The following is an 18,561-nucleotide window of genomic DNA, read 5'->3' on the forward strand; positions in this document are numbered from 1 at the left end:
AATCGGATACAATGAAAGAAAACGGTGGGGGAGACGTCGTTGTTCAATGGCCATGGTATTTCGCTCAGAAACTCGATCTTTCTGCGTCTGCTGCTTACTTTTTTGCTCATAATGCTGCCCATGTGGTCGCTAGGCGTGTATATCTATAACTGGATCGTTCAAACGGCACGCGAAGATATTTCCAAGACAGCCGTATCGCAAATCGACTATTATCTCTCAGACATGGAGAAAGAGATCGAGCGAATGAAGCTGCTGCAATACAGCCTCTTGGATGATGAGGATTTAAATGAACTGGCACTCACTTGGGAGACTATGGATACGATCGCCCGTATGGAGCATATCAATTCTCTATTAAAGCGGATTTATACCATACAGAATAGCAGCATCTACATTCAGGATGTCAGTGTGCATATCGCTCCCATCGGCAAGACATTGTCTGGAGACGGGGCGCGGGAATTCGACGAGGAACGTTATTTGGGTATCCGCTCCGTCTTCGGAAGCGATTCGCAAATCATAGAGTGGAAAGGCGACCTCTTCCTAAGCGCCTTCAAGCCTGGCGGGAGCAAAGAGGCGGTACCGCTCTTTACCGTTGAAATCGCATTGGACAGCAAGGTTCTCCAGGATGAGCTGAGCCAATTCAACTTGTACGCGGACAGTGGGGCAATGCTCGTGCATGGAACGAACGGCGCCGTAATTACCAACGGAGTTGACGCTTTCCCTGAACAAGATATGGCCGCCTTCCTAAAGAAGTCGAATGAAGTCACTAATCGGGATACAGATACCGTAGACTTATCGAACATGCGGTATTACTACGTGCACGCTGCTTCTGAGAAGCTGGAATTATCTCTCTTTCGATTCATACCGGGACGGGTATTCCAGGAGCCGCTTGACCGCTTCTATACCTGGGCCTGGTTATTTCTTACCCTGTCGTTAGCCATCATTGCCATATATGCTTTATCTACCTATAAATTCATTCATAAACCGTTATTGACCTTTGTGAAGAGCTTCCGAAGAATGGAGAGCGGGGATCTGGATATCTTCATCGATCATGCCTCGAAGGATGAATTCCGTTATTTGTACGGCCGATTCAATCAAATGGTCGCAAACCTTCGTGCTCTGATCGATCAGGCGTATAAGCAGAAGATATTGGCCCAGAGGGCCGAGCTCAAGCAACTTCAATCCCAGATCAATCCTCATTTTCTGTACAACAGCTTCTTTATTCTCAACACGATGGCGAAGACGGGAGACACTGAACGCATCGAGCAATTCACGACGCTGCTGGGAGAATATTTTCAATTCGTGACGCGCAACGCGTCGGACAACGTGCAGCTTAAGCATGAGATCAGGCATGCGCGCATGTATACCGAAATTCAGGAGATGCGCTTCTCAAGGAGAATCCGGGTTGACTTTCAGCCGCTGCCGCCTGAATGGAACACTATGCTCGTGCCAAGGCTGATCGTGCAGCCCATCATCGAGAACGCTTTCGAACACAGCCTGGAGAAGAAGGCACGCGATGGCTTAATCGCAGTGCGCTTCGAGAGGGATGCGGAGGAAGTACGAATCATCGTAGAGGATAACGGGGACCGCCTCACTGACGAGGATTTGGCGAGAATGGCGAGGTCGCTGTGGCAAACGGATGAACAAGGCGAGATTACCGGCATGGTTAACATCCATCGCCGCATCCGAATGACACTGGAAGGAGGCGGGCTGACTATCGCCCGCAGCGATCTGGGAGGTTTGCAGGCGACGCTGAGTTTGCGGGTAGAGAAAGGGGGGAGCGGCGATTAGGCTGTTAATCGTGGATGATGAAGAAATTATTACCGACGGGCTGTACGAGATTCTTAGCAAGCTGCCGATTGATTTGGATATGTACAAAGCGTATTCGGGCGAAGAAGCGCTGCAATGGCTGCGGAGAACGCGGTTTGACATCGTTCTCTCCGATATCGCAATGCCGGAGATGGACGGTCTGGCCTTGATGGACGAGATTCGATCCAATTGGCCTCATTGCAAGCTGATCTTTCTTACCGGGTATCATGATTTCGAATCGATGTACCAAGCCATTCAATGGCCTGGCGTCCGATATCTGCTAAAGAGCGAAGGATACAATAAGCTAATCGATGCAGTAGGCCAAGCGGTACTCGAGATCGAAGAGGAATTGAGGACGGCTGATCTCTTGCAGCGGTCTAAGGAAAGCCAAATCTCTCTAGAGACGCTTGCCATTGGCAATTATGTGCGTCATCTTCTGTTCGAGGGAGGTGCAGGCGGTGCGATCGCAGAGAACTTCAGTAGACTGAATATTCCGTTCGATCCTGTCCTTCCCGTTCTGATCGCCCTTGGCAGCCTGTCCTTGGCGGAGTCGCGCCGCTCTTACGCCGATCGCCAGGAAACGGCCTTGAAGGTGAAGCTGCTGGCGGACTCGTATCTGGGAAAGCGAACGAGGAGCCTAGGCATAATCGATCGTTATGGCGATCTCGTCTGGCTTGTCCAGCCGCTTCCGTCTTCAGAGATTAAGGAAATCGGTTTCGAAAATACGGTATCCTTTCTGGAAGGCATGTTCGAGCTCATTCAGGACGCCTGCAAGGAATCGCTGTCCGTTAAGCTGTCCGTCACGATGGGGGCGGAAGAGACGGCTTGGGAAACTTTGCCCAAAGCATACGACAAGCTGAGGGAGCATGAGCATCTGCGGGCAGGGGACGGAACGCAAATGGTTCAATCCGTGCGACTTCGCGAAGCTGAAGCAATCTCTCGGATGCGCTGGCGTTTCCCCGATGAGAAGGCGGGGATGTTGACGGCTCATTTGGAAGGCGGCAGGAGAGCGGAGTTTTATGGTTTGTTCGATGAATTGACGAGACCTGCCATAGATGGGAGCTGGCCCTCGCCGTATGCTTCGGAGCTGTATTACTCGATCGCTCTTGCTTTGTTATCCTATTCCAACCGATGGAATGAGCAAGGACAGTTTCCTGCTGGAAACTTCATGCAGTTGGATGCTTTCCCCTCCTGGCAGGAACGCTTCGGCAGCTTGAAGACGGCCGCGATGGAAATGTTCGATGTGCGGGAGCAAGGGGAACAAAGCCGTGCCATAACAGCGGTCGACAAGATTTGCGCTTTCATTGACGAACATATTGCCGAAGATTTATCTCTCGTGCGCCTTGCAGACGAGATTCATCTCAATCCCTCCTATTTGTCCCGGTTGTTCAAGCAGGAGCGCGGCGTCAAGCTGTCGGAGTATATTGAAGACGCAAGGTTCGCGAAAGCCAAAGACCGGCTTAGGAACACCGATAGCAAAATTGGGGAGATCGGAATAAGTGTGGGATACGAAGCCGCGCATTCATTCACCCGCGTATTTAAAAAGTGGTCGGGTATGTCACCTCAGGAATTCCGGGAGCAAGCAGGAATGAGGAAACAGACGTCGAACCGTATATAAGCAAAGATTGAACTTGAAGGTGGTTGTAAGAGATTATGCCGATCATACAAGCCGTTGAACGGGCGCTGCTCATTCTTGATTTATTCGACGAGAGGACCCCTGAGCTGAAGATAACGGAAATTAGCGCCAGAATGGGATTGCACAAGAGCACGGTTCATTCGTTGGTGAAGACGCTCCAGGGTCGCGGCTATATGGAACAAGACGTCGATACGGGGAAATATCGCCTTGGTTTGCGGCTAATCGAGAAGGGGCAGCAATTGCTGCAGTCAATGGACATTAGGCAGGTTGCCAAGACTAGCCTGGAGCAATACACGCAGAGTACCGGTCAGACAACGCATTTGGTCATTTTGGACGGGGATGAAGGCGTATATATTGATAAGGTGGAAGGCGATCTCGCCCCGATCCGTTATTCGCGGGTAGGCAGGCGCGTCATGCTGCATACCAGTTCCGTCGGCAAGCTATTATGTGCCTATCAGCCGGAGAATTGGATCGAAGGTTTGCTTGAGCGTTACGATTTCGTTCGACTGACAGAGAAGACCATCATCGGCGCGGCCGCATTCCGCCGCGAGCTGGAGCTGGTCAGATTGCGCGGTTATTCTATCGACGACGAGGAAAACGAAATCGGCGTCAGGTGCGCGGCCGTACCGGTGTTCGATCATCATGGGCTAGTATCGGCGGCAATCAGCGTCTCGACGTTACGTTCCCGTGTAGACGATCAGCAGCTCGAGAGGTTAATCGTCGAATTGAATCAAGCCGCAGCCGGAATTTCCCAAAAACTGGGGCACCGGGCGTAGTTGTTCACTTCTACCTACAATAATGTGCCAAAACACACCTCTAAACGCGGTCGCTCATCTTCGAGTGGATCGAATAGAGGTTTTACAATAGCTATAATACAGAACGCTGTACTACATTATAAAACGAGGAGAGATGTTATGAGGTTAATACGATATCAGGATGGAGTGCGGAAAGCACTTGCGGCGGTAACTGACGAAGAGACGGCTTTCGCGTTGAAGGACAATGATGTATGGGAATTGTTCCACAGGGCAGAGCAGCAGGGCAAGACGCCGCTCGAGATCATCAATGCCGATATATCTGACGGTACGCCTTTGGTAGAAGAGTGGAATACGCTCGAGCTGCTTTCTCCGGTGGATGCCCCGGAGATATGGGCGGCAGGCGTCACTTACCAGCGAAGCCGAGAAGCGCGCAACTACGAAGCGACCGGCGGCAAGGCGGATGCAGGGGCAACGTTTTATGATCTTGTCTACGATGCCGAACGCCCTGAACTGTTCTTTAAGTCAACATCTGCGCGTACGGTCGGTCCCGGAGGGAATGTCATGCTTCGCAGCGATTCCACTTGGCAGGTGCCTGAGCCCGAGCTTGGACTCGTATTAAATGCCGCTGGGGATATCGTGGCGTACACGATTGGCAACGACATGAGCTGCCGGGATCTTGAAGGAGAGAATCCGCTGTATCTCCCGCAAGCGAAGATCTGGAAGCAGTCCTGCTCAATCGGGCCAGCCATTCGGCTCGCCGAAACGACACAGGATCCTTATGATCTGGACATGGGGCTGCGCATCTACCGGAACGAAGAAGTCGTTGTCGACATAGCAGCGAATACAGGGCTGCTGAAGCGGCGACTGGATGAGCTGGTATCCTTTTAAAGCGAGACAATCTTTTGTTCGACGGGACGGTGCTACTAACGGGGACTTGCTTGGTTCCTCCGGACAACTTCACGCTGCAGCCGCATGATCGCATTGAAATCGAGATTAAGCATATCGGAACGTTAATCAATCATGTCGTAGCCCAATGAAGGGCATAAAAAAAGGAGGAGAGCCGAATATGGAGGCTTTACAGAACTATTCAAATTATATCGGCGGCGCGTGGTTGCCGCCGCAACGAGGGGAATCGACGACAAGCGTCAACCCGGCGGACCGGAACGAAGTCGTCGGCTGCGTTCCACTGTCGACTCGGGAAGATCTCGAAATGGCCGTTTCTGCGGCAAACGCGGAGCGCGGGTCCTGGCGCAAGCTCTCGGGCGCGCAGCGAGGCGCATTTCTTTATAAAGCGGCTGATGCGTTGGAAAGACGGCTTGAAGAGATTGGCCGTATGATGACGCGCGAAATGGGCAAGACGCTGGCGGAAGCGAAAGGGGAAGCAGCCCGTGGAGCGGCCATTCTGCGCTATTATGCCGGCGAAGGCATGCGTAAGATCGGAGATGTCATTCCTGCTTCGGACGCCGATGCGTTCATGTTCACGACACGCGTCCCATTAGGCGTGGTTGGGGCCATTACGCCGTGGAACTTTCCGGTTGCGATTCCGATCTGGAAGATCGCTCCGGCCTTGATTTATGGCAACGCGGTTGTATGGAAACCAGCCTTGGAAACGGCGGTCACCTCGGTACTCGTGATGGAGTGCTTCCATGAGGCCGGTCTGCCGAAAGGCGTTCTGAATATGGTCATCGGTGAAGGGAAGGAAATCGGGCAAGGTATTGCCGAGCATCCGGATGTACATGGCATCACTTTTACGGGCTCGAATGCGGTAGGGAAGTCCGTCGGACAGGCGGCTTTCACTCGCGGCGCAAAATATCAGTTAGAGATGGGCGGGAAAAACCCTATTATTGTGGCAGCCGATGCGGATCTTGATTTGGCAGTGGAGGCGACGATCAGCGGCGGGTTCAAGTCAACGGGCCAGAAGTGCACGGCGACGAGCCGCGTAATCGTCGTACAGGATGTGTACGACGCTTTTCGTAATAAATTAATTGAAAAAACGGCTTCGATCCGGGTTGGAAACGGCTTGTCAGAATCTACTTGGCTTGGACCTTGCGCCAACGAGAAGCAATATGAGACGGTGCTGGCCTATATTCGGACTGGTAAGGAAGAAGGGGCGAAGTTATTGATTGGCGGGTCGCGGCCTGAAGAAGAGGAGCTCCGGAACGGGTATTACGTCACTCCCGCGGTTTTCGAGGACGTCCATTCGCATATGGCTATCGCGCAGGAAGAAATCTTCGGCCCGGTGCTTTCGCTGATGAAGGCAGCGGATTTGGCAGCGGCTATCGAGCTGGCTAACGATGTGCCGTTCGGGCTCAGCGCATCGCTTTATACAAAGGATATCGCGACCGCTCTTGCATTCGTACAGGAGATGGAAGCGGGACTTGTGCGCATTAATGCCGAAACAGCAGGCGTAGAGCTTCAGGCGCCGTTTGGAGGAATGAAAGGTTCCAGCTCCCATTCAAGGGAACAAGGACAGGCGGCGATCGAATTTTTCACTTCGGTCAAGACGGTATTCATGAAGCCATGATCGGCTTCCATCCAGAAGGAGGAGCGAGGAATGAACAAGGACTGGGAACGCATCGTGGAGCCCCGCGGCGACGAGCTCTACCGGATTTCCACCCATGCGTCGGGGCCGCCGGGATCATTGCCGCTTACACCGGAGCTGTTAAGAGAACGGCCTAGCGGCGACTTGTTCGGTTGGTCTCAGAATGTGGGGATGGGCTTGCCAGCATCTCGCTTGGGAGGAAAGGAGATTTTGCTTTTAAGTACGCTGGGAGGCATACGGCGGGATGACGGCAAGCCTGTTGCCTTAGGTTACCACACGGGCCACTGGGAAGTCGGTCTTTTAATGGAAGCCGCAGCTGAGGAGATCAGCGCGGCAGGCGGGATTCCATTCGCGGGTTATGTCAGTGATCCATGCGATGGCAGGTCGCAAGGGACAACGGGGATGTTCGATTCGTTGCCATACCGGAATGATGCTGCGATCGTGCTTCGGCGGCTGATTCGTTCATTGCCGACACGCAAGGCCGTAATTGGCGTCGCGACTTGCGACAAGGGATTGCCCGCCATGATGCTTGCCTTGGCGGGAACGCCTTCGCTGCCTGGAATTATCGTGCCCGGCGGCGTGACGCTGCCGCCGACGTTTGGCGAAGACGCGGGCAAGGTGCAGTCCATTGGCGCACGATACGCGAACGGAGACATCACGCTTGAGGAAGCCGCGGACATGGGATGCCGGGCATGCGCCACCCCTGGCGGCGGCTGTCAGTTTCTCGGTACGGCGGGAACGTCGCAGGTCGTAGCGGAAGCGCTCGGTCTGACGGTGCCACATGCCGCGCTCGCCCCATCCGGTCAGCCGATATGGACCGAGCTTGCCCGCCAATCGGCGAGGGCGGCCATATCTGCAGCGGAGCAAGGAGTTACCGTCGGCCGGATTCTAACCGATTCCGCGATTCGCAACGCCATGGTCGTTCATGCCGCGTTCGGCGGATCGACGAATCTGCTTCTGCATATCCCCGCGATTGCCCAGGCGGCGGGGCTGCGTGTCCCCGATGTCAACGATTGGACGGCTATTAATCGCAGCGTCCCCCGCATAGTAAGCGTATTGCCGAACGGCCCTGTGCCACATACGACGGTTCGCGCGTTCCTTGCGGGCGGCGTACCGGAAGTTATGCTCCGTCTGAGAGGGCTCGGGCTGCTAGACGAATCGGCATTAACTGTATCAGGCAAGACATGGGGAGAAGTGCTTGATTGGTGGGAATCCTCCGAACGGAGGCAGCGCGTGCGGGACTTGCTGTGCAGCATTGATGGCATCGACCCGGATACGGTCATCTATTCTGCGAAGAACGCAAAGGCCGCTGGAATGGCTTCTACCGTAACCTTCCCGATCGGTAATCTCGCGCCGGAGGGTTCAGTCATCAAATCGGCTGCCATTGACCCTTCTGTCGTAAACGAGAACGGCGTATACAAGCATTTGGGGCAAGTCAAGGTGTTTACGACGGAGCGAGACGCTATTAAGGCGATAAAAACCGGACATATATCGGCAGGTGACATTATGGCCCTAATCGGCAGAGGGCCGAGCGGTACCGGCATGGAAGAAACGTATCAGCTTACGTCCGCTCTTAAACATCTGCCGTACGGCAAAGAGGTGTCTTTGCTTACCGATGCGCGCTTCTCCGGCGTATCGACAGGCGCATGCATCGGCCATATCGGTCCGGAAGCATTGGCAGGAGGACCGATCTCCAAGCTGCGAGACGGGGATTGGGTCGAAATCGTAGTCGATTTAATTAATCTATCTGGTAAGATTAATTTCGTAGGAGAAGGTGCCGATCGTTTCGACTACGAGGAAGGAGCGCGGCGATTGCAAGGCCGTCTGCCCCATCCCATGCTTGCGCCAGATCCGGGCCTGCCGGACGATACGCGACTGTGGGCCGCGCTTCAAGCCGCCAGCGGCGGAATCTGGCGGGGCAGCGTCTACGACGTGGACCGGATCGTCAAGCTGCTGGAGGCCGGAAAGGAAGCGATGGACTCCGAAATCCGGAAGTAGAATGAGGTCTATGGGTTCTGAGGATACTCTGAATTGGGCAATTATTTAGTGCAACACTGAGTGAGGGAAAGATGTTACAGCTGAAGTTGTTTCGAGAATTTCCTGATTAGGATATTGGATGCTACTGTGTGAAAAATGCCTTTGTCTTCAATTGGCCTTGGTCCTGAATTCTACGGGACTAAAAACATGATAAAATATAATTTTATAATAGGAGATGCCGCATTCGATATACTAGGTGTATTCAAGTGCCGGCTGTGCAAGGAAAATCGTTTATGTATATGCGAATTGGCCCTATTCGCTTTGGGTATTCGAAGTATATTAAACAATTGAATACACGAAACAAAAGGAGAGTTCACTTGTGGACTCTCCTTTTGTTCTCCGGACAGACGCCAGTGGACTGGAATCGACTCAGTAGTTTATTTCGGTTTAATCTTGATTCTTAATTACGGCATTGGACTATCTAATGGCTACTCCGATCAGCCGCCGCAACCGAAAGGCCATACGATACATGCCGGTGCTGTAAAGGTCAGGAAGCGGGTCATTAGGCTAAGTCTTTATTTGTCTGCAACTATGGCAAACATCGGACGATATTTATTCAGAATTTGCTCTGGTCTCGATTGAAGCTCTACATCGAAGCCGTGCAGAGAGGTTACCTGCTGAAAGCCGATATGGGTGAGCAATCCAATATCCCAAGCCGGCCGTTTCACATATGTAAGCGGGAGTGTTAACGCAATGTGATCGCCCTCTGAAATTTCTTCTTCCGTTCGGTAAGGAACATAACCCGCAGCAATCGCTTCTTGCATGGCCAACTTAAACAAAGCCGCTTCTTTGGGATCCGTGAGAAATAAGTTCCAATTCCCATCGAAAATGATCACCTGTCCACACTCGCCCAACCATGAATGCCAACGTTCGTAGACCGCTACCGGATTCGGTAAAAACCAGGTTACGTTTCGGGAAATAATTAAATCAAACGAATGCGTTGGTTTATAATCCAAAATATCCGACTGTATGATTGAAATGTCGCATTCGTATTTGATTGCGTTTTTGTTTGCCTTGGCAATCATTTCTGGGGATGAGTCGATTGCGGTAACTTGGTGTCCCATACGCGAGAGAAGAATGCTGAAAAAGCCTGGGCCTGTACCGACGTCGAGAATCTTCAATGATGGTTTATCTTTCAGTAGTTTGCTAAGTATTGCTTCCCATTTCCCATAGGAATCGTTCATGATCTCATTGTCTATAATGCCATCATAGATGTCGGCTCCTTTATCCCAGTAATCTTGATGCTCTTTTAGCTGCTGTTTATTGATAGTCATATACACTCTCCTTGTTTAACGATTGCTTTTATAAAAAGCTTGCTATTAGTAATTGTTACGATTAATATTAAAACTCAGTTAGCTGCTTAAGTCAAGCTGGCCGAATATACATATCTTTTTTACATCAGGAGGATGAATCATGTTTAAACGATTTACGGGTTTACTTTTTGTTGCAATGAGCATAGTGCTAGTTCTTTCCTCATGCTCTGCGGGGACAGAGACAACGTCTGTGGAAAAGGAGCAAATGGTGAAACGTATTACAGTAGCGATTACTCAGGATCTAAAAGGGGATAAGCTGGACGCTACTACCTATAATGGTGCAAGGGCCGTTCAAACATCAATTTATGATGCTTTGGTGGATTTCGGCGAAGCCGGGGAAATTAAACCAAGTCTTGCCGAGAAGTGGGAAGTTTCCGATGATGGCAAGACCTATACGTTTCACTTGCGAGAAGGCGTGTTATTCTCCGATGGCAGTCCGCTCACCTCGGAAGCGGTGAAGTTCTCTATTCAGCGTTCCGTTGCCAACGAGGAAACGGCTTCACTTGAAATCAGCAGAAAGCTAGACAAAGTAGAAACGCCGGATGCGAAAACAGTGGTGCTTACTTTTAAGGAAATTGCGTCACAAGCCTTGCTGGAGCTTAGCCAAGCAAGGCCGCTACGGATTATGAGCCCGAATGCTGTAACCCCAGCTGGAGATATTAATGGTGAGTTTGTGAAGCCTATCGGCACAGGGCCTTGGCAACTAGAAAGCTACAAGGAAGCCGCGGAGACAGTACTTGCAGCTAATGTACACTATTGGAAAGAGCCGGCATCGAAGTATCTACTTGTATTCAAAGTGATAACTGATCCGCAGGCTCGTGTATTAGCGCTTCAGAATGGTGAAATTGATATCGCAGGCGGCGAGACAGGCAACATTCCTTACGAAAACCTGTCCTTATTCGAGAACAACAATAAATTCCAAATTGAAAATAATGCCAGTACAATGTCATATTTTATGGTTATTAATCAGAAAAATGAGTTTTTAGCGGACCAAAACATCAGGAAGGCGCTGAACTACGGCACCGATACGAGTAAGATGATGAGCGGTAAAGGCGCAAGCGTTGCAGGTTTGTTCCAAAGCACGGTTGCTTTCGTTACAAAGGACAACCAACCCGCTTATGTATATAGCGTTGATCAAGCAAAGCAAGCTATAGAGGCATCAGGCTTTCGATGGAATGACAGTAGCAAGCTATACGAAAAAGAGGGTAAACCAATTTCATTGAGACTCGTTATTCAAACGGAGGAATACCCGGAGTGGAAAGAAATGGCGGAGATCTTCCAGGACCAAATGAAGAACATTGGCGTAAAAGTTGATATTTTAAACCAAGAGCGTGCTTCATACTATGACGCGCTATGGACGAACAAGGAGTATGACCTTCTTTTATATCGCACCTACACGGATGCTCAGCTTCCATATCGTTTCTTGACATCCTTGTTCTATCATACACAAGAGACGCCTGGAGTCGCATTTCAGGATGAGATTTTAACCGATTATTTGGATACGATAGCCGGATACACTAAATCAAAGGAGCAACAACCGATTTATGACCTCATTTTTAATAGACTTTATGAAGAAGCAATGACCGTACCCATCTATTATACAAAGCAGACCTTCATCCATAGCAGCAAAATTAAAGGGTTCACATTTGGTTCGATCGAGGATAATCCTGTCAAATGGCATCTATTGACCATCGAGGACTAGATATGTTTCGTTATCTTATGGGACGACTAGGTATGCTGGCCTTTACACTGTTCTTATTAACCATGTTTGTATTTACACTTATGCATATGGCACCAGGTGATCCTGCAGCATTAATGCTGCAAGGTTTCGGCGCAACGCCCGACGAAAATATGATTGCATTCTATCAGAACAAATGGGGTTTGGATCAGTCTTTTCTCATGCAGTATGTTTCATGGTTAATGGAACTCGCTAAGGGGAATTTGGGTAACTCTTATCTAACAAACAAACCAGTAGTAGAAGAAATAGGTTCGCGAATTAGCATGACACTGTTGCTTCTGATCAGTTCTTTCACATTGACCTTTCTCATATCGGTACCATTGGGATTGATGGCTGGATTACGGGAGAAAAGCTTGATCGATCGTATTCTATATGGAGCGACAGTACTGGGTTTATCAGTCCCGCTGTACTGGCTTGCCATATTGCTTATGCTCTCATTTGGTGTAATATGGCCAATATTCCCGATTATCGGCGGTGGCTCCGTGAGTCACTACGTGTTGCCCGTAGCAGCGATCAGTATGGTTCAAAGCGTCTACTTTATTCGAATGATTCGTTCTTTTACAGTGGAATACAAAAAAACACCCTACCTGGAGGCAGCCATCTCACGTGGCATCAAACGGAGAATGCTATATCCTTCTTATTTGTTTCGCTCGATGCTAGTTCCTGTGCTTACCATTGTTGGGACGAGCTTCCCCAGTTTTTTTGGCGCAACTATTATTATTGAGAACGTCTTCAGTTTTCCTGGGATTGGTAAATATATGCTGGATACGATATATAATCGTGATTACCCAGTTATTCAGGGATGTAGTCTGTTGTTGGCAGCTACTATATTTATTCTGAATTTCGTCACGGATGTCAGTTATTATATGGCTGATCCACGTATTCATCTTGAAAAGCAGAGGTGGGAAAATTGATAGCCTTCGCATGGAATAATAAGCTATTTGCTGTATCTTTGGCTGTCATTGTTTTGTTGGTTGCGGCTGGAATTCTTGCGCCATGGCTGCAGCCTTATGATCCCTTCCAACCGGACTATGGGTCCAAGCTGCAAAAACCGAGCCTTCAGCATGTGTTTGGAACAGATTATTTAGGCCGTGATATATATAGCAGAGTGTTGTTGGGTATCAAGCACTCTGTATTTCCGGCATTTATTGTCCTCATGCTGGTTGTGCTCATTAGCCTCATACTAGGTACATTAAGCGGCTATTATGGAGGACGCTTAGATATGCTATTGATGAGTATAACCGACCTGTTTGTTGCCGTACCCAATATTCTATTGACCATTGTTATTATTGGATTTCTCGGTTTTGGGATGGAGAACGTATATCTGGCCATAATGCTCTCATGGTGGGCGAGATATGTACGGATTATACGGGGACTCGTTCATGATGTGAAGAAGGAGCCTTATATGCTCGCAAGTCGAGTGAGCGGTTCTTTTGGGCTGCCTCATATGGCACGTCATATTTTACCTAATATGATGCCGCAGGTGCTCACTCTTTCTATCCTCGATGTCAGTAGAGTCATTCTAACGCTGTCAGGCTTGTCCTTTCTCGGAATTGGTGCGCAGCCTCCATCGCCGGAATGGGGAGTTATGCTGCTCGATGGTAAAAGCTATTTGCAAATTGCCCCGTGGATGGGCTTTTTTCCAGGTTTGATGGTATTTATGACGGCATGCGCATTCCAAATTAGCGGGGAGAAGCTGCGCAGCCGATACAAGCTAAAATAGGTGATGAGGATATGAACATAACTGCCCAAATTAAGAAACTTACCATTAAAAATAGTGACGGCCAGTGCTTGGTCAAGGATTGTTCCTTTAAACTGCATGAAGGCAAGACACTTTGTTTAATCGGAGAAAGCGGGAGCGGGAAAACGTTGACAAGCAAAGCGATGCTGGGTATGCTGCCGAGTTCGATGACAATGACGGGGGAAATGATTTTTCAAGGTTTGGATTTAAGGAGTATCAGCCGCCGTGGTTGGCAGAGGGTGAGGGGTAAACGAATAGGGGTAATTAACCAACATCCGGAGCAATCACTTCATCCTGCTATCCCAATCGGCAGGCAACTAAGTGATTTGGTGAGAAGTCACTTGCCTTTGACGAGAGCTGAGGCAGAACGCAAGGCAAAAGCAATGCTTGCCAGAGTATCACTTCCGCGTATCGATGCCATGATGGGCAGTTATCCATCTGAGTTGAGCGGCGGAATGAGTCAGCGCGTAATGATTGCAATGGCATTATTGCTTGAGCCGGAGCTCCTACTAGCAGATGAACCAACGAGTGCGCTGGATGTGATGACGCAGGCGGAGATTTTAGCGCTGTTGAATGAAATTGTGAAAGAGCGGAAGATGAGTATGCTGTTCATCACGCATGACTTGAATATTGCGAATTATTTGGCTGATTCAATCGCGATCATGCATCAGGGAGAGATCGTTGAATATGGCACTGTGAGCGATGTGCAAAATCAGCCGAAGCATCCATATACAAGAGAACTTTGGTATTATCATCAAAAATTTAATGTTGATTAGGGGAAGAGGTTGGCTGCTATGCTCGAGATTAATCAACTTTCCAAATCAGTCGGTGAAAAGATCATATTGGATAAATTGGAGATTCGCCTGCCTATTGGTCGTTCGCTGGCAGTCGTTGGAGAGAGCGGAAGCGGGAAGTCTACGCTTGCTAAGATGATCATGGCGCTTGCGCGTCCGACTTCGGGATCGATTTCCTTTAATGGGGTAGTTGCACCTCAGCACAAAACCTCGGATTTTAAGGCATGGTACAGGCAAATTCAGCTTGTATTTCAGAATACAGCTGCTTCGCTGGATCCGCGTATGACGATTATGCAAAGCATAGAGGAGCCGCTTCGATATTTCACAAAACTAGAGAAGTCGGATAGGAAGCAACGGGCAGCAGAATATGCCGATTTGGTAGGTTTGCCCTCTATGCTGCTTACCTCACTGCCGAATCAGCTCAGCGGTGGGCAGTACCAGCGAGCTTGCATTGCCAAAGCTCTTATTCTAAAGCCTAAGCTTCTCGTATGCGATGAAATTGTTTCCAATCTGGATGTCATTCATCAGTATAAAATCATTAAGTTGCTTCAGAAGCTCCGAGAGGAGCAGAAACTCTCGCTGGTGTTTATCACACATGATCTCTCCTTAGTATCCCGTTTAAGTGATCAGATCATGGTTATGAAGAACGGGAGAATGGTTGAGCTGTTTAACTCAGAGGCTCTGCATTCTGAAGATCGACATCCATATACACGTTCATTACTGGAGACAGCAAAGCTGATCGGCAGGCGCAACGAAGAAGACAGCCACATCGCCGACATGGTTAAGAAAACTACTATTTCAATATAGAATTGCGCAACGAGGAAATTTTATCGAACGAAAGAAGGAGCAGCTGCCTCGGCAGCTGCTTCTTCTTTCTTGTAACGTCCATCCTAGGCGTAATTGGTAGAGGGAAACCTGCGTCTTGGGTTCCTTTTCACGATTGAATGCGAAATAGACGTTATCTGAGCCTTTCCGATGGATCAGCTAAGCCGGATGTACGGAGCAAAAAAACAGCATATTCAATTCTCTTACGGTTAGCTGGCAGGCCTAATCAAAAAGGACGCAAGTTTGAAGGTCCGAAAGTTATGTTGCACAATGGCGCACATTTGTGTAATATAGCATATAAATGTAATGGTATATTAAAATATGTTATAACGTACGAGTTGATTGAGCTACGAATGGAGGAATTCGAATGGCAAGCCCGACTTTATTCTCGTTTATAACCGAACAACTGGCCGATCTGAAGGCCCGGGGGCTATACAATACGATCGAGCCGCTGGAGAGCGCGAACGGTCCGGTCATCCGAATGGGAGGCCGGTCGTTCGTGAATTTGTCTTCCAATAATTATTTGGGATTGGCGACCGACAAGAGGCTCATAGACGCTGCCGTTCAGGCCACGATACAATTCGGGGTCGGCAGCGGCGCCGTTCGCACGATTAATGGGACGTTGTCCCTTCACATCGAGCTGGAGGAGAAGCTGGCGGCATTCAAAGGAACGGAAGCAGCTGTTGCGTATCCGTCGGGATTTAACTGCAATATGGCAGCGATCTCGGCCATCATGGGTGATGGGGATGCAATTCTGTCGGATGAACTTAACCACGCCTCCATTATCGACGGCTGCCGGCTGACGAAGTCGAAGGTAATCAGGTACAGCCACTCCGACATGGATGATCTTCGGACGAAGGCTAGGGAGGCCAGGGAGTCGGGCCGGTACGCGAAAATTATGGTCATCTCGGATGGCGTGTTCTCCATGGACGGCGATATCGCGAAACTGCCCGAGATCGTGGACATTGCGGAGACCTATGACCTGATCACTTATGTGGACGACGCCCATGGTTCCGGGGTGCTCGGCGGCGGTGCGGGTACCGTGAAGCACTTTGGTCTGTCTGGCCGCGTCGACTTGCAAATCGGAACACTGTCCAAGGCAGTCGGCGTCGTCGGAGGGTATGTGGCATGCTCCCAAGCGGTTGCGGACTGGCTCAAGGCTCGAAGCCGACCGTTCCTCTTCTCGACATCGCTACCGCCGGGGGCGGTGGCAGCAAGCATCGCGGCGATTGACCTGCTGCAAGAGAGTCGTGATCTGCAGGAGCAGCTGTGGAACAACGCATCCTATCTGCAGAATGGCCTGCGGAGGCTAGGATTCTCTCTCGGCCCGACGGCGACGCCGATAACACCTTGCATCGTCGGAGACGAAGAGAAGACGCAGCGCTTCAGCGCCATGCTGTATGAGGAAGGCATATTCGCGAAAGCGATCGTGTTCCCGACCGTACCGAAAGGAACGGGCCGCATCCGAAACATGCCGACCTCCGAGCATACGTCAGAGATGCTCGACCGAGCACTCGCCGCTTACGAGAAGGTGGGCTGCGAGCTCGGAATTATCGGATAGGAGGAATGCGAGATGAAGCGAATACTGTTAACCGGTGCGCTTGGACAGATCGGGAGTGAGATGGCGGTCAAACTTCGGGAATTGTATGGGGATGACGCGGTGTTAGCGACGGACATTCGGAAAGATCATAGCGAGGCAGCGCAGGGCGGTCCGTTCCGGCTGTTGGACGTCACCGATGGCCGGGCGTTCCATGAAGCGGCAAGGGCGCACCGGGCCGATGCGATCATCCACCTGGCGGCCCTATTGTCCGCGACAGCGGAAGCAAAGCCGATGTTTGCTTGGCAGCTAAATATGGGAGGGTTGCTGAACGCGCTGGAGACGACCCGGGAACTGGGCTGTCAGTTGTTCGCGCCAAGCTCGATCGCCGCGTTCGGCCCGGACGCCCCCAGGCAAGGCACGCCGCAGGACACGTGGCTGCGGCCGGCGACGATGTACGGGATTAGCAAAGCTGCAGGCGAGCAGTTATGCGAATATTATTACAGAAAATATGACGTGGACGCGAGAGGCTTGCGTTTTCCAGGTTTGGTCTCGCACACCGCCCCTCCGGGTGGCGGAACGACCGATTACGCCGTCGAAATGTACGTCTATGCCATCAAAAGCGGCCGTTATACCTCATACATCGGCAAAGGAACATACCTAGATATGATGTATATGCCGGATGCGATAGCATCCGTCGTCAGCTTAATGGAAGCTGATGCTTCCCGGTTGAAGCGGCGCAATGCCTATAATGTCACGGCCATGAGCGTCGATCCCGAAGCCATTGCGGCCAGCATTCGCAGACGACTCCCGGATTTCGAGCTCCGCTTCGACATCGACCCTCTTCGACAAGAGATCGCGGACGGATGGCCGGACGCGATAGATGCTTCAGCCGCGTGCAAAGAATGGGATTTCCGGCCCGCTTATGATTTGGACCGAACGACCGACGACATGCTGGCGACTCTGCACCGCAAGCTTCCTGATAGCGAGAAAGGCGCGATTTTGTTATGATACGGTTGAGATAAACGATATGACAAAATTGCGAGGAGGCTGATTTCTTTGGAGCCCATCCATAAAAAAGTCGGTAAAAATCTGCATGCCATTCGGAAGTCGAGGGGCCTCAGCCTTGACAACCTCGCGGAAATGACCGGTGTGAGCAAAGCGATGCTGGGCCAAATTGAACGAGGGGATTCCAATCCGACGATCTCTGTGCTATGGCGTATCGTGAACGGTCTGGGCATCTCGTTCACGACATTGATAGATGAGGTAGATTCGGACGTCACGATAGCAGCGCCGGGCGATCTGGAACCGTTCTCGGAGGAAGAAGGGGCATACCGTACATTCCCGTTGTTCCCTTACCGGCTGCGGAACAAATTCGAATCCTACTTGGTCATAATCGAGCCGGGCTGCGAGCATGGCTCCGAGCCTCATAACGACGGCGTAGAAGAGTATTTATTCGTTCAGCAGGGTGTTCTGGAGCTGCTGCACGGGAGCGAACGCTATGAAGTGCCTGCGGGCAGCGCGGTTCATTTCCACGCGAATCAGCCCCATACGTACCGTAATGCTGGCGCGGAAACGGCGAAGTTCTTTGCCGTCATCTTCTATGCGGACGCAGGGGCACGGGGCTAGTTCGCATACACGAGGTTTGACCATCGACGTGTGACCGAGCTCCATGCGATGCTCGCTTCGTCCAAGTGAATAATACGCCTACGGACTCGCTTCGGTTATACAGTATCGACTCGGAGGAAACTGCTGGCGATTATTCGGCATTGGTCGATGTAGGCGGCCAAGAGCATAAAGGCAATATAAACCGCGTAAACCGCGGTTTTTTTGTTTG

At 50.7% G+C, this 18,561-nt stretch carries 14 protein-coding genes and 1 pseudogene; 14 read left to right on the plus strand and 1 reads right to left on the minus strand.

Translation table 11 applies throughout. The features are described 5' to 3' along the window. Positions 1-39 precede the first annotated feature (39 nt). The 6 genes and pseudogenes from FHS16_RS02470 (at position 40) to FHS16_RS02495 (ending at position 8,737) form a co-directional block, all read left to right on the plus strand. On the plus strand, positions 40-1,788 hold the full coding sequence (locus FHS16_RS02470) for a sensor histidine kinase (protein WP_246431545.1): 1,749 nt from the start codon (positions 40-42) through the stop codon (positions 1,786-1,788). Positions 1,789-1,798: 10 nt separating this feature from the next. Continuing rightward, positions 1,799-3,424, plus strand: a complete 1,626-nt coding sequence (locus FHS16_RS02475) for a helix-turn-helix domain-containing protein (protein WP_312890755.1) — start codon at positions 1,799-1,801, stop codon at positions 3,422-3,424. Between the two features lie 35 nt (positions 3,425-3,459). Beyond that, positions 3,460-4,218, plus strand: a complete 759-nt coding sequence (locus FHS16_RS02480) for an IclR family transcriptional regulator (RefSeq protein ID WP_183558325.1) — start codon at positions 3,460-3,462, stop codon at positions 4,216-4,218. 138 nt (positions 4,219-4,356) lie between these two features. Then, positions 4,357-5,234, plus strand: a pseudogene (locus tag FHS16_RS02485) (fumarylacetoacetate hydrolase family protein). A 29-nt stretch (positions 5,235-5,263) separates the two neighbouring features. Beyond that, a complete protein-coding gene (gucD, locus tag FHS16_RS02490; RefSeq protein ID WP_183558328.1) occupies positions 5,264-6,721 on the plus strand; it encodes an alpha-ketoglutaric semialdehyde dehydrogenase GucD in 1,458 nt (485 codons plus the stop codon). Between the two features lie 30 nt (positions 6,722-6,751). Continuing rightward, positions 6,752-8,737: a YjhG/YagF family D-xylonate dehydratase gene (locus FHS16_RS02495; RefSeq protein ID WP_183558331.1), complete on the plus strand. Its 1,986-nt coding sequence runs from the start codon at positions 6,752-6,754 to the stop codon at positions 8,735-8,737. A gap of 554 nt (positions 8,738-9,291) precedes the next feature. Here the strand turns inward: FHS16_RS02495 and FHS16_RS02500 are convergent. After that, positions 9,292-10,050 (minus strand): class I SAM-dependent methyltransferase, encoded by a 759-nt coding sequence (locus FHS16_RS02500; RefSeq protein ID WP_183558334.1) that lies wholly within the window; start codon positions 10,048-10,050, stop codon positions 9,292-9,294. Positions 10,051-10,189: 139 nt separating this feature from the next. Here FHS16_RS02500 and FHS16_RS02505 point away from each other — a divergent pair, with 139 nt between their 5' ends. The 8 genes from FHS16_RS02505 (at position 10,190) to FHS16_RS02540 (ending at position 18,353) form a co-directional block, all read left to right on the plus strand. Next, the gene (locus FHS16_RS02505; RefSeq protein ID WP_183558337.1) at positions 10,190-11,791 is read left to right on the plus strand and encodes an ABC transporter substrate-binding protein; all 1,602 of its coding nucleotides are present in this window, start codon (positions 10,190-10,192) and stop codon (positions 11,789-11,791) included. Next, positions 11,764-12,741 carry an ABC transporter permease gene (locus FHS16_RS02510; RefSeq protein WP_183558340.1) on the plus strand — a complete coding sequence of 326 codons (978 nt, stop codon included), beginning with the start codon at positions 11,764-11,766 and terminating at the stop codon, positions 12,739-12,741. The genes FHS16_RS02505 and FHS16_RS02510 overlap by 28 nt, the downstream gene beginning before the upstream one ends. Further along, positions 12,738-13,550 (plus strand): ABC transporter permease, encoded by an 813-nt coding sequence (locus FHS16_RS02515; protein ID WP_183558343.1) that lies wholly within the window; start codon positions 12,738-12,740, stop codon positions 13,548-13,550. Before FHS16_RS02510 ends, FHS16_RS02515 begins: the two co-directional genes overlap by 4 nt. 11 nt (positions 13,551-13,561) lie before the next feature. Beyond that, positions 13,562-14,344, plus strand: coding sequence for an ABC transporter ATP-binding protein (locus FHS16_RS02520; RefSeq protein ID WP_183558346.1), 783 nt, complete (start codon positions 13,562-13,564; stop codon positions 14,342-14,344). Between the two features lie 18 nt (positions 14,345-14,362). Beyond that, the gene (locus tag FHS16_RS02525; RefSeq protein WP_183558349.1) at positions 14,363-15,169 is read left to right on the plus strand and encodes an ABC transporter ATP-binding protein; all 807 of its coding nucleotides are present in this window, start codon (positions 14,363-14,365) and stop codon (positions 15,167-15,169) included. 385 nt (positions 15,170-15,554) lie between these two features. Continuing rightward, the gene (locus FHS16_RS02530) at positions 15,555-16,748 is read left to right on the plus strand and encodes a glycine C-acetyltransferase (RefSeq protein ID WP_183558351.1); all 1,194 of its coding nucleotides are present in this window, start codon (positions 15,555-15,557) and stop codon (positions 16,746-16,748) included. A 12-nt stretch (positions 16,749-16,760) separates the two neighbouring features. Beyond that, entirely contained in the window at positions 16,761-17,735 is a 975-nt protein-coding gene (locus FHS16_RS02535) for an NAD-dependent epimerase/dehydratase family protein (protein WP_183558354.1), read from the plus strand. A gap of 48 nt (positions 17,736-17,783) precedes the next feature. Next, the gene (locus FHS16_RS02540; RefSeq protein ID WP_183558357.1) at positions 17,784-18,353 is read left to right on the plus strand and encodes a helix-turn-helix domain-containing protein; all 570 of its coding nucleotides are present in this window, start codon (positions 17,784-17,786) and stop codon (positions 18,351-18,353) included. The last annotated feature ends 208 nt before the right edge of the window (positions 18,354-18,561 follow it).

This window comes from Paenibacillus endophyticus (genome assembly GCF_014192395.1).
In the GTDB taxonomy this organism is placed as follows: Bacteria; Bacillota; Bacilli; order Paenibacillales; family Paenibacillaceae; genus Pristimantibacillus; species Pristimantibacillus endophyticus.

Excerpts from the sequence above, each read along its gene's own strand:
- gucD (WP_183558328.1), top strand. The coding sequence starts at position 5,264 with ATGGAGGCTTTACAGAACTATTCAAATTATATCGGCGGCGCGTGGTTG.
- FHS16_RS02510 (WP_183558340.1), top strand. The coding sequence starts at position 11,764 with ATGGCATCTATTGACCATCGAGGACTAGATATGTTTCGTTATCTTATG.
- FHS16_RS02505 (WP_183558337.1), top strand. The coding sequence starts at position 10,190 with ATGTTTAAACGATTTACGGGTTTACTTTTTGTTGCAATGAGCATAGTG.
- FHS16_RS02525 (WP_183558349.1), top strand. The coding sequence starts at position 14,363 with ATGCTCGAGATTAATCAACTTTCCAAATCAGTCGGTGAAAAGATCATA.
- FHS16_RS02500 (WP_183558334.1), bottom strand. The coding sequence starts at position 10,050 with ATGACTATCAATAAACAGCAGCTAAAAGAGCATCAAGATTACTGGGAT.
- FHS16_RS02530 (WP_183558351.1), top strand. The coding sequence starts at position 15,555 with ATGGCAAGCCCGACTTTATTCTCGTTTATAACCGAACAACTGGCCGAT.
- FHS16_RS02520 (WP_183558346.1), top strand. The coding sequence starts at position 13,562 with ATGAACATAACTGCCCAAATTAAGAAACTTACCATTAAAAATAGTGAC.
- FHS16_RS02495 (WP_183558331.1), top strand. The coding sequence starts at position 6,752 with ATGAACAAGGACTGGGAACGCATCGTGGAGCCCCGCGGCGACGAGCTC.
- FHS16_RS02480 (WP_183558325.1), top strand. The coding sequence starts at position 3,460 with ATGCCGATCATACAAGCCGTTGAACGGGCGCTGCTCATTCTTGATTTA.
- FHS16_RS02535 (WP_183558354.1), top strand. The coding sequence starts at position 16,761 with ATGAAGCGAATACTGTTAACCGGTGCGCTTGGACAGATCGGGAGTGAG.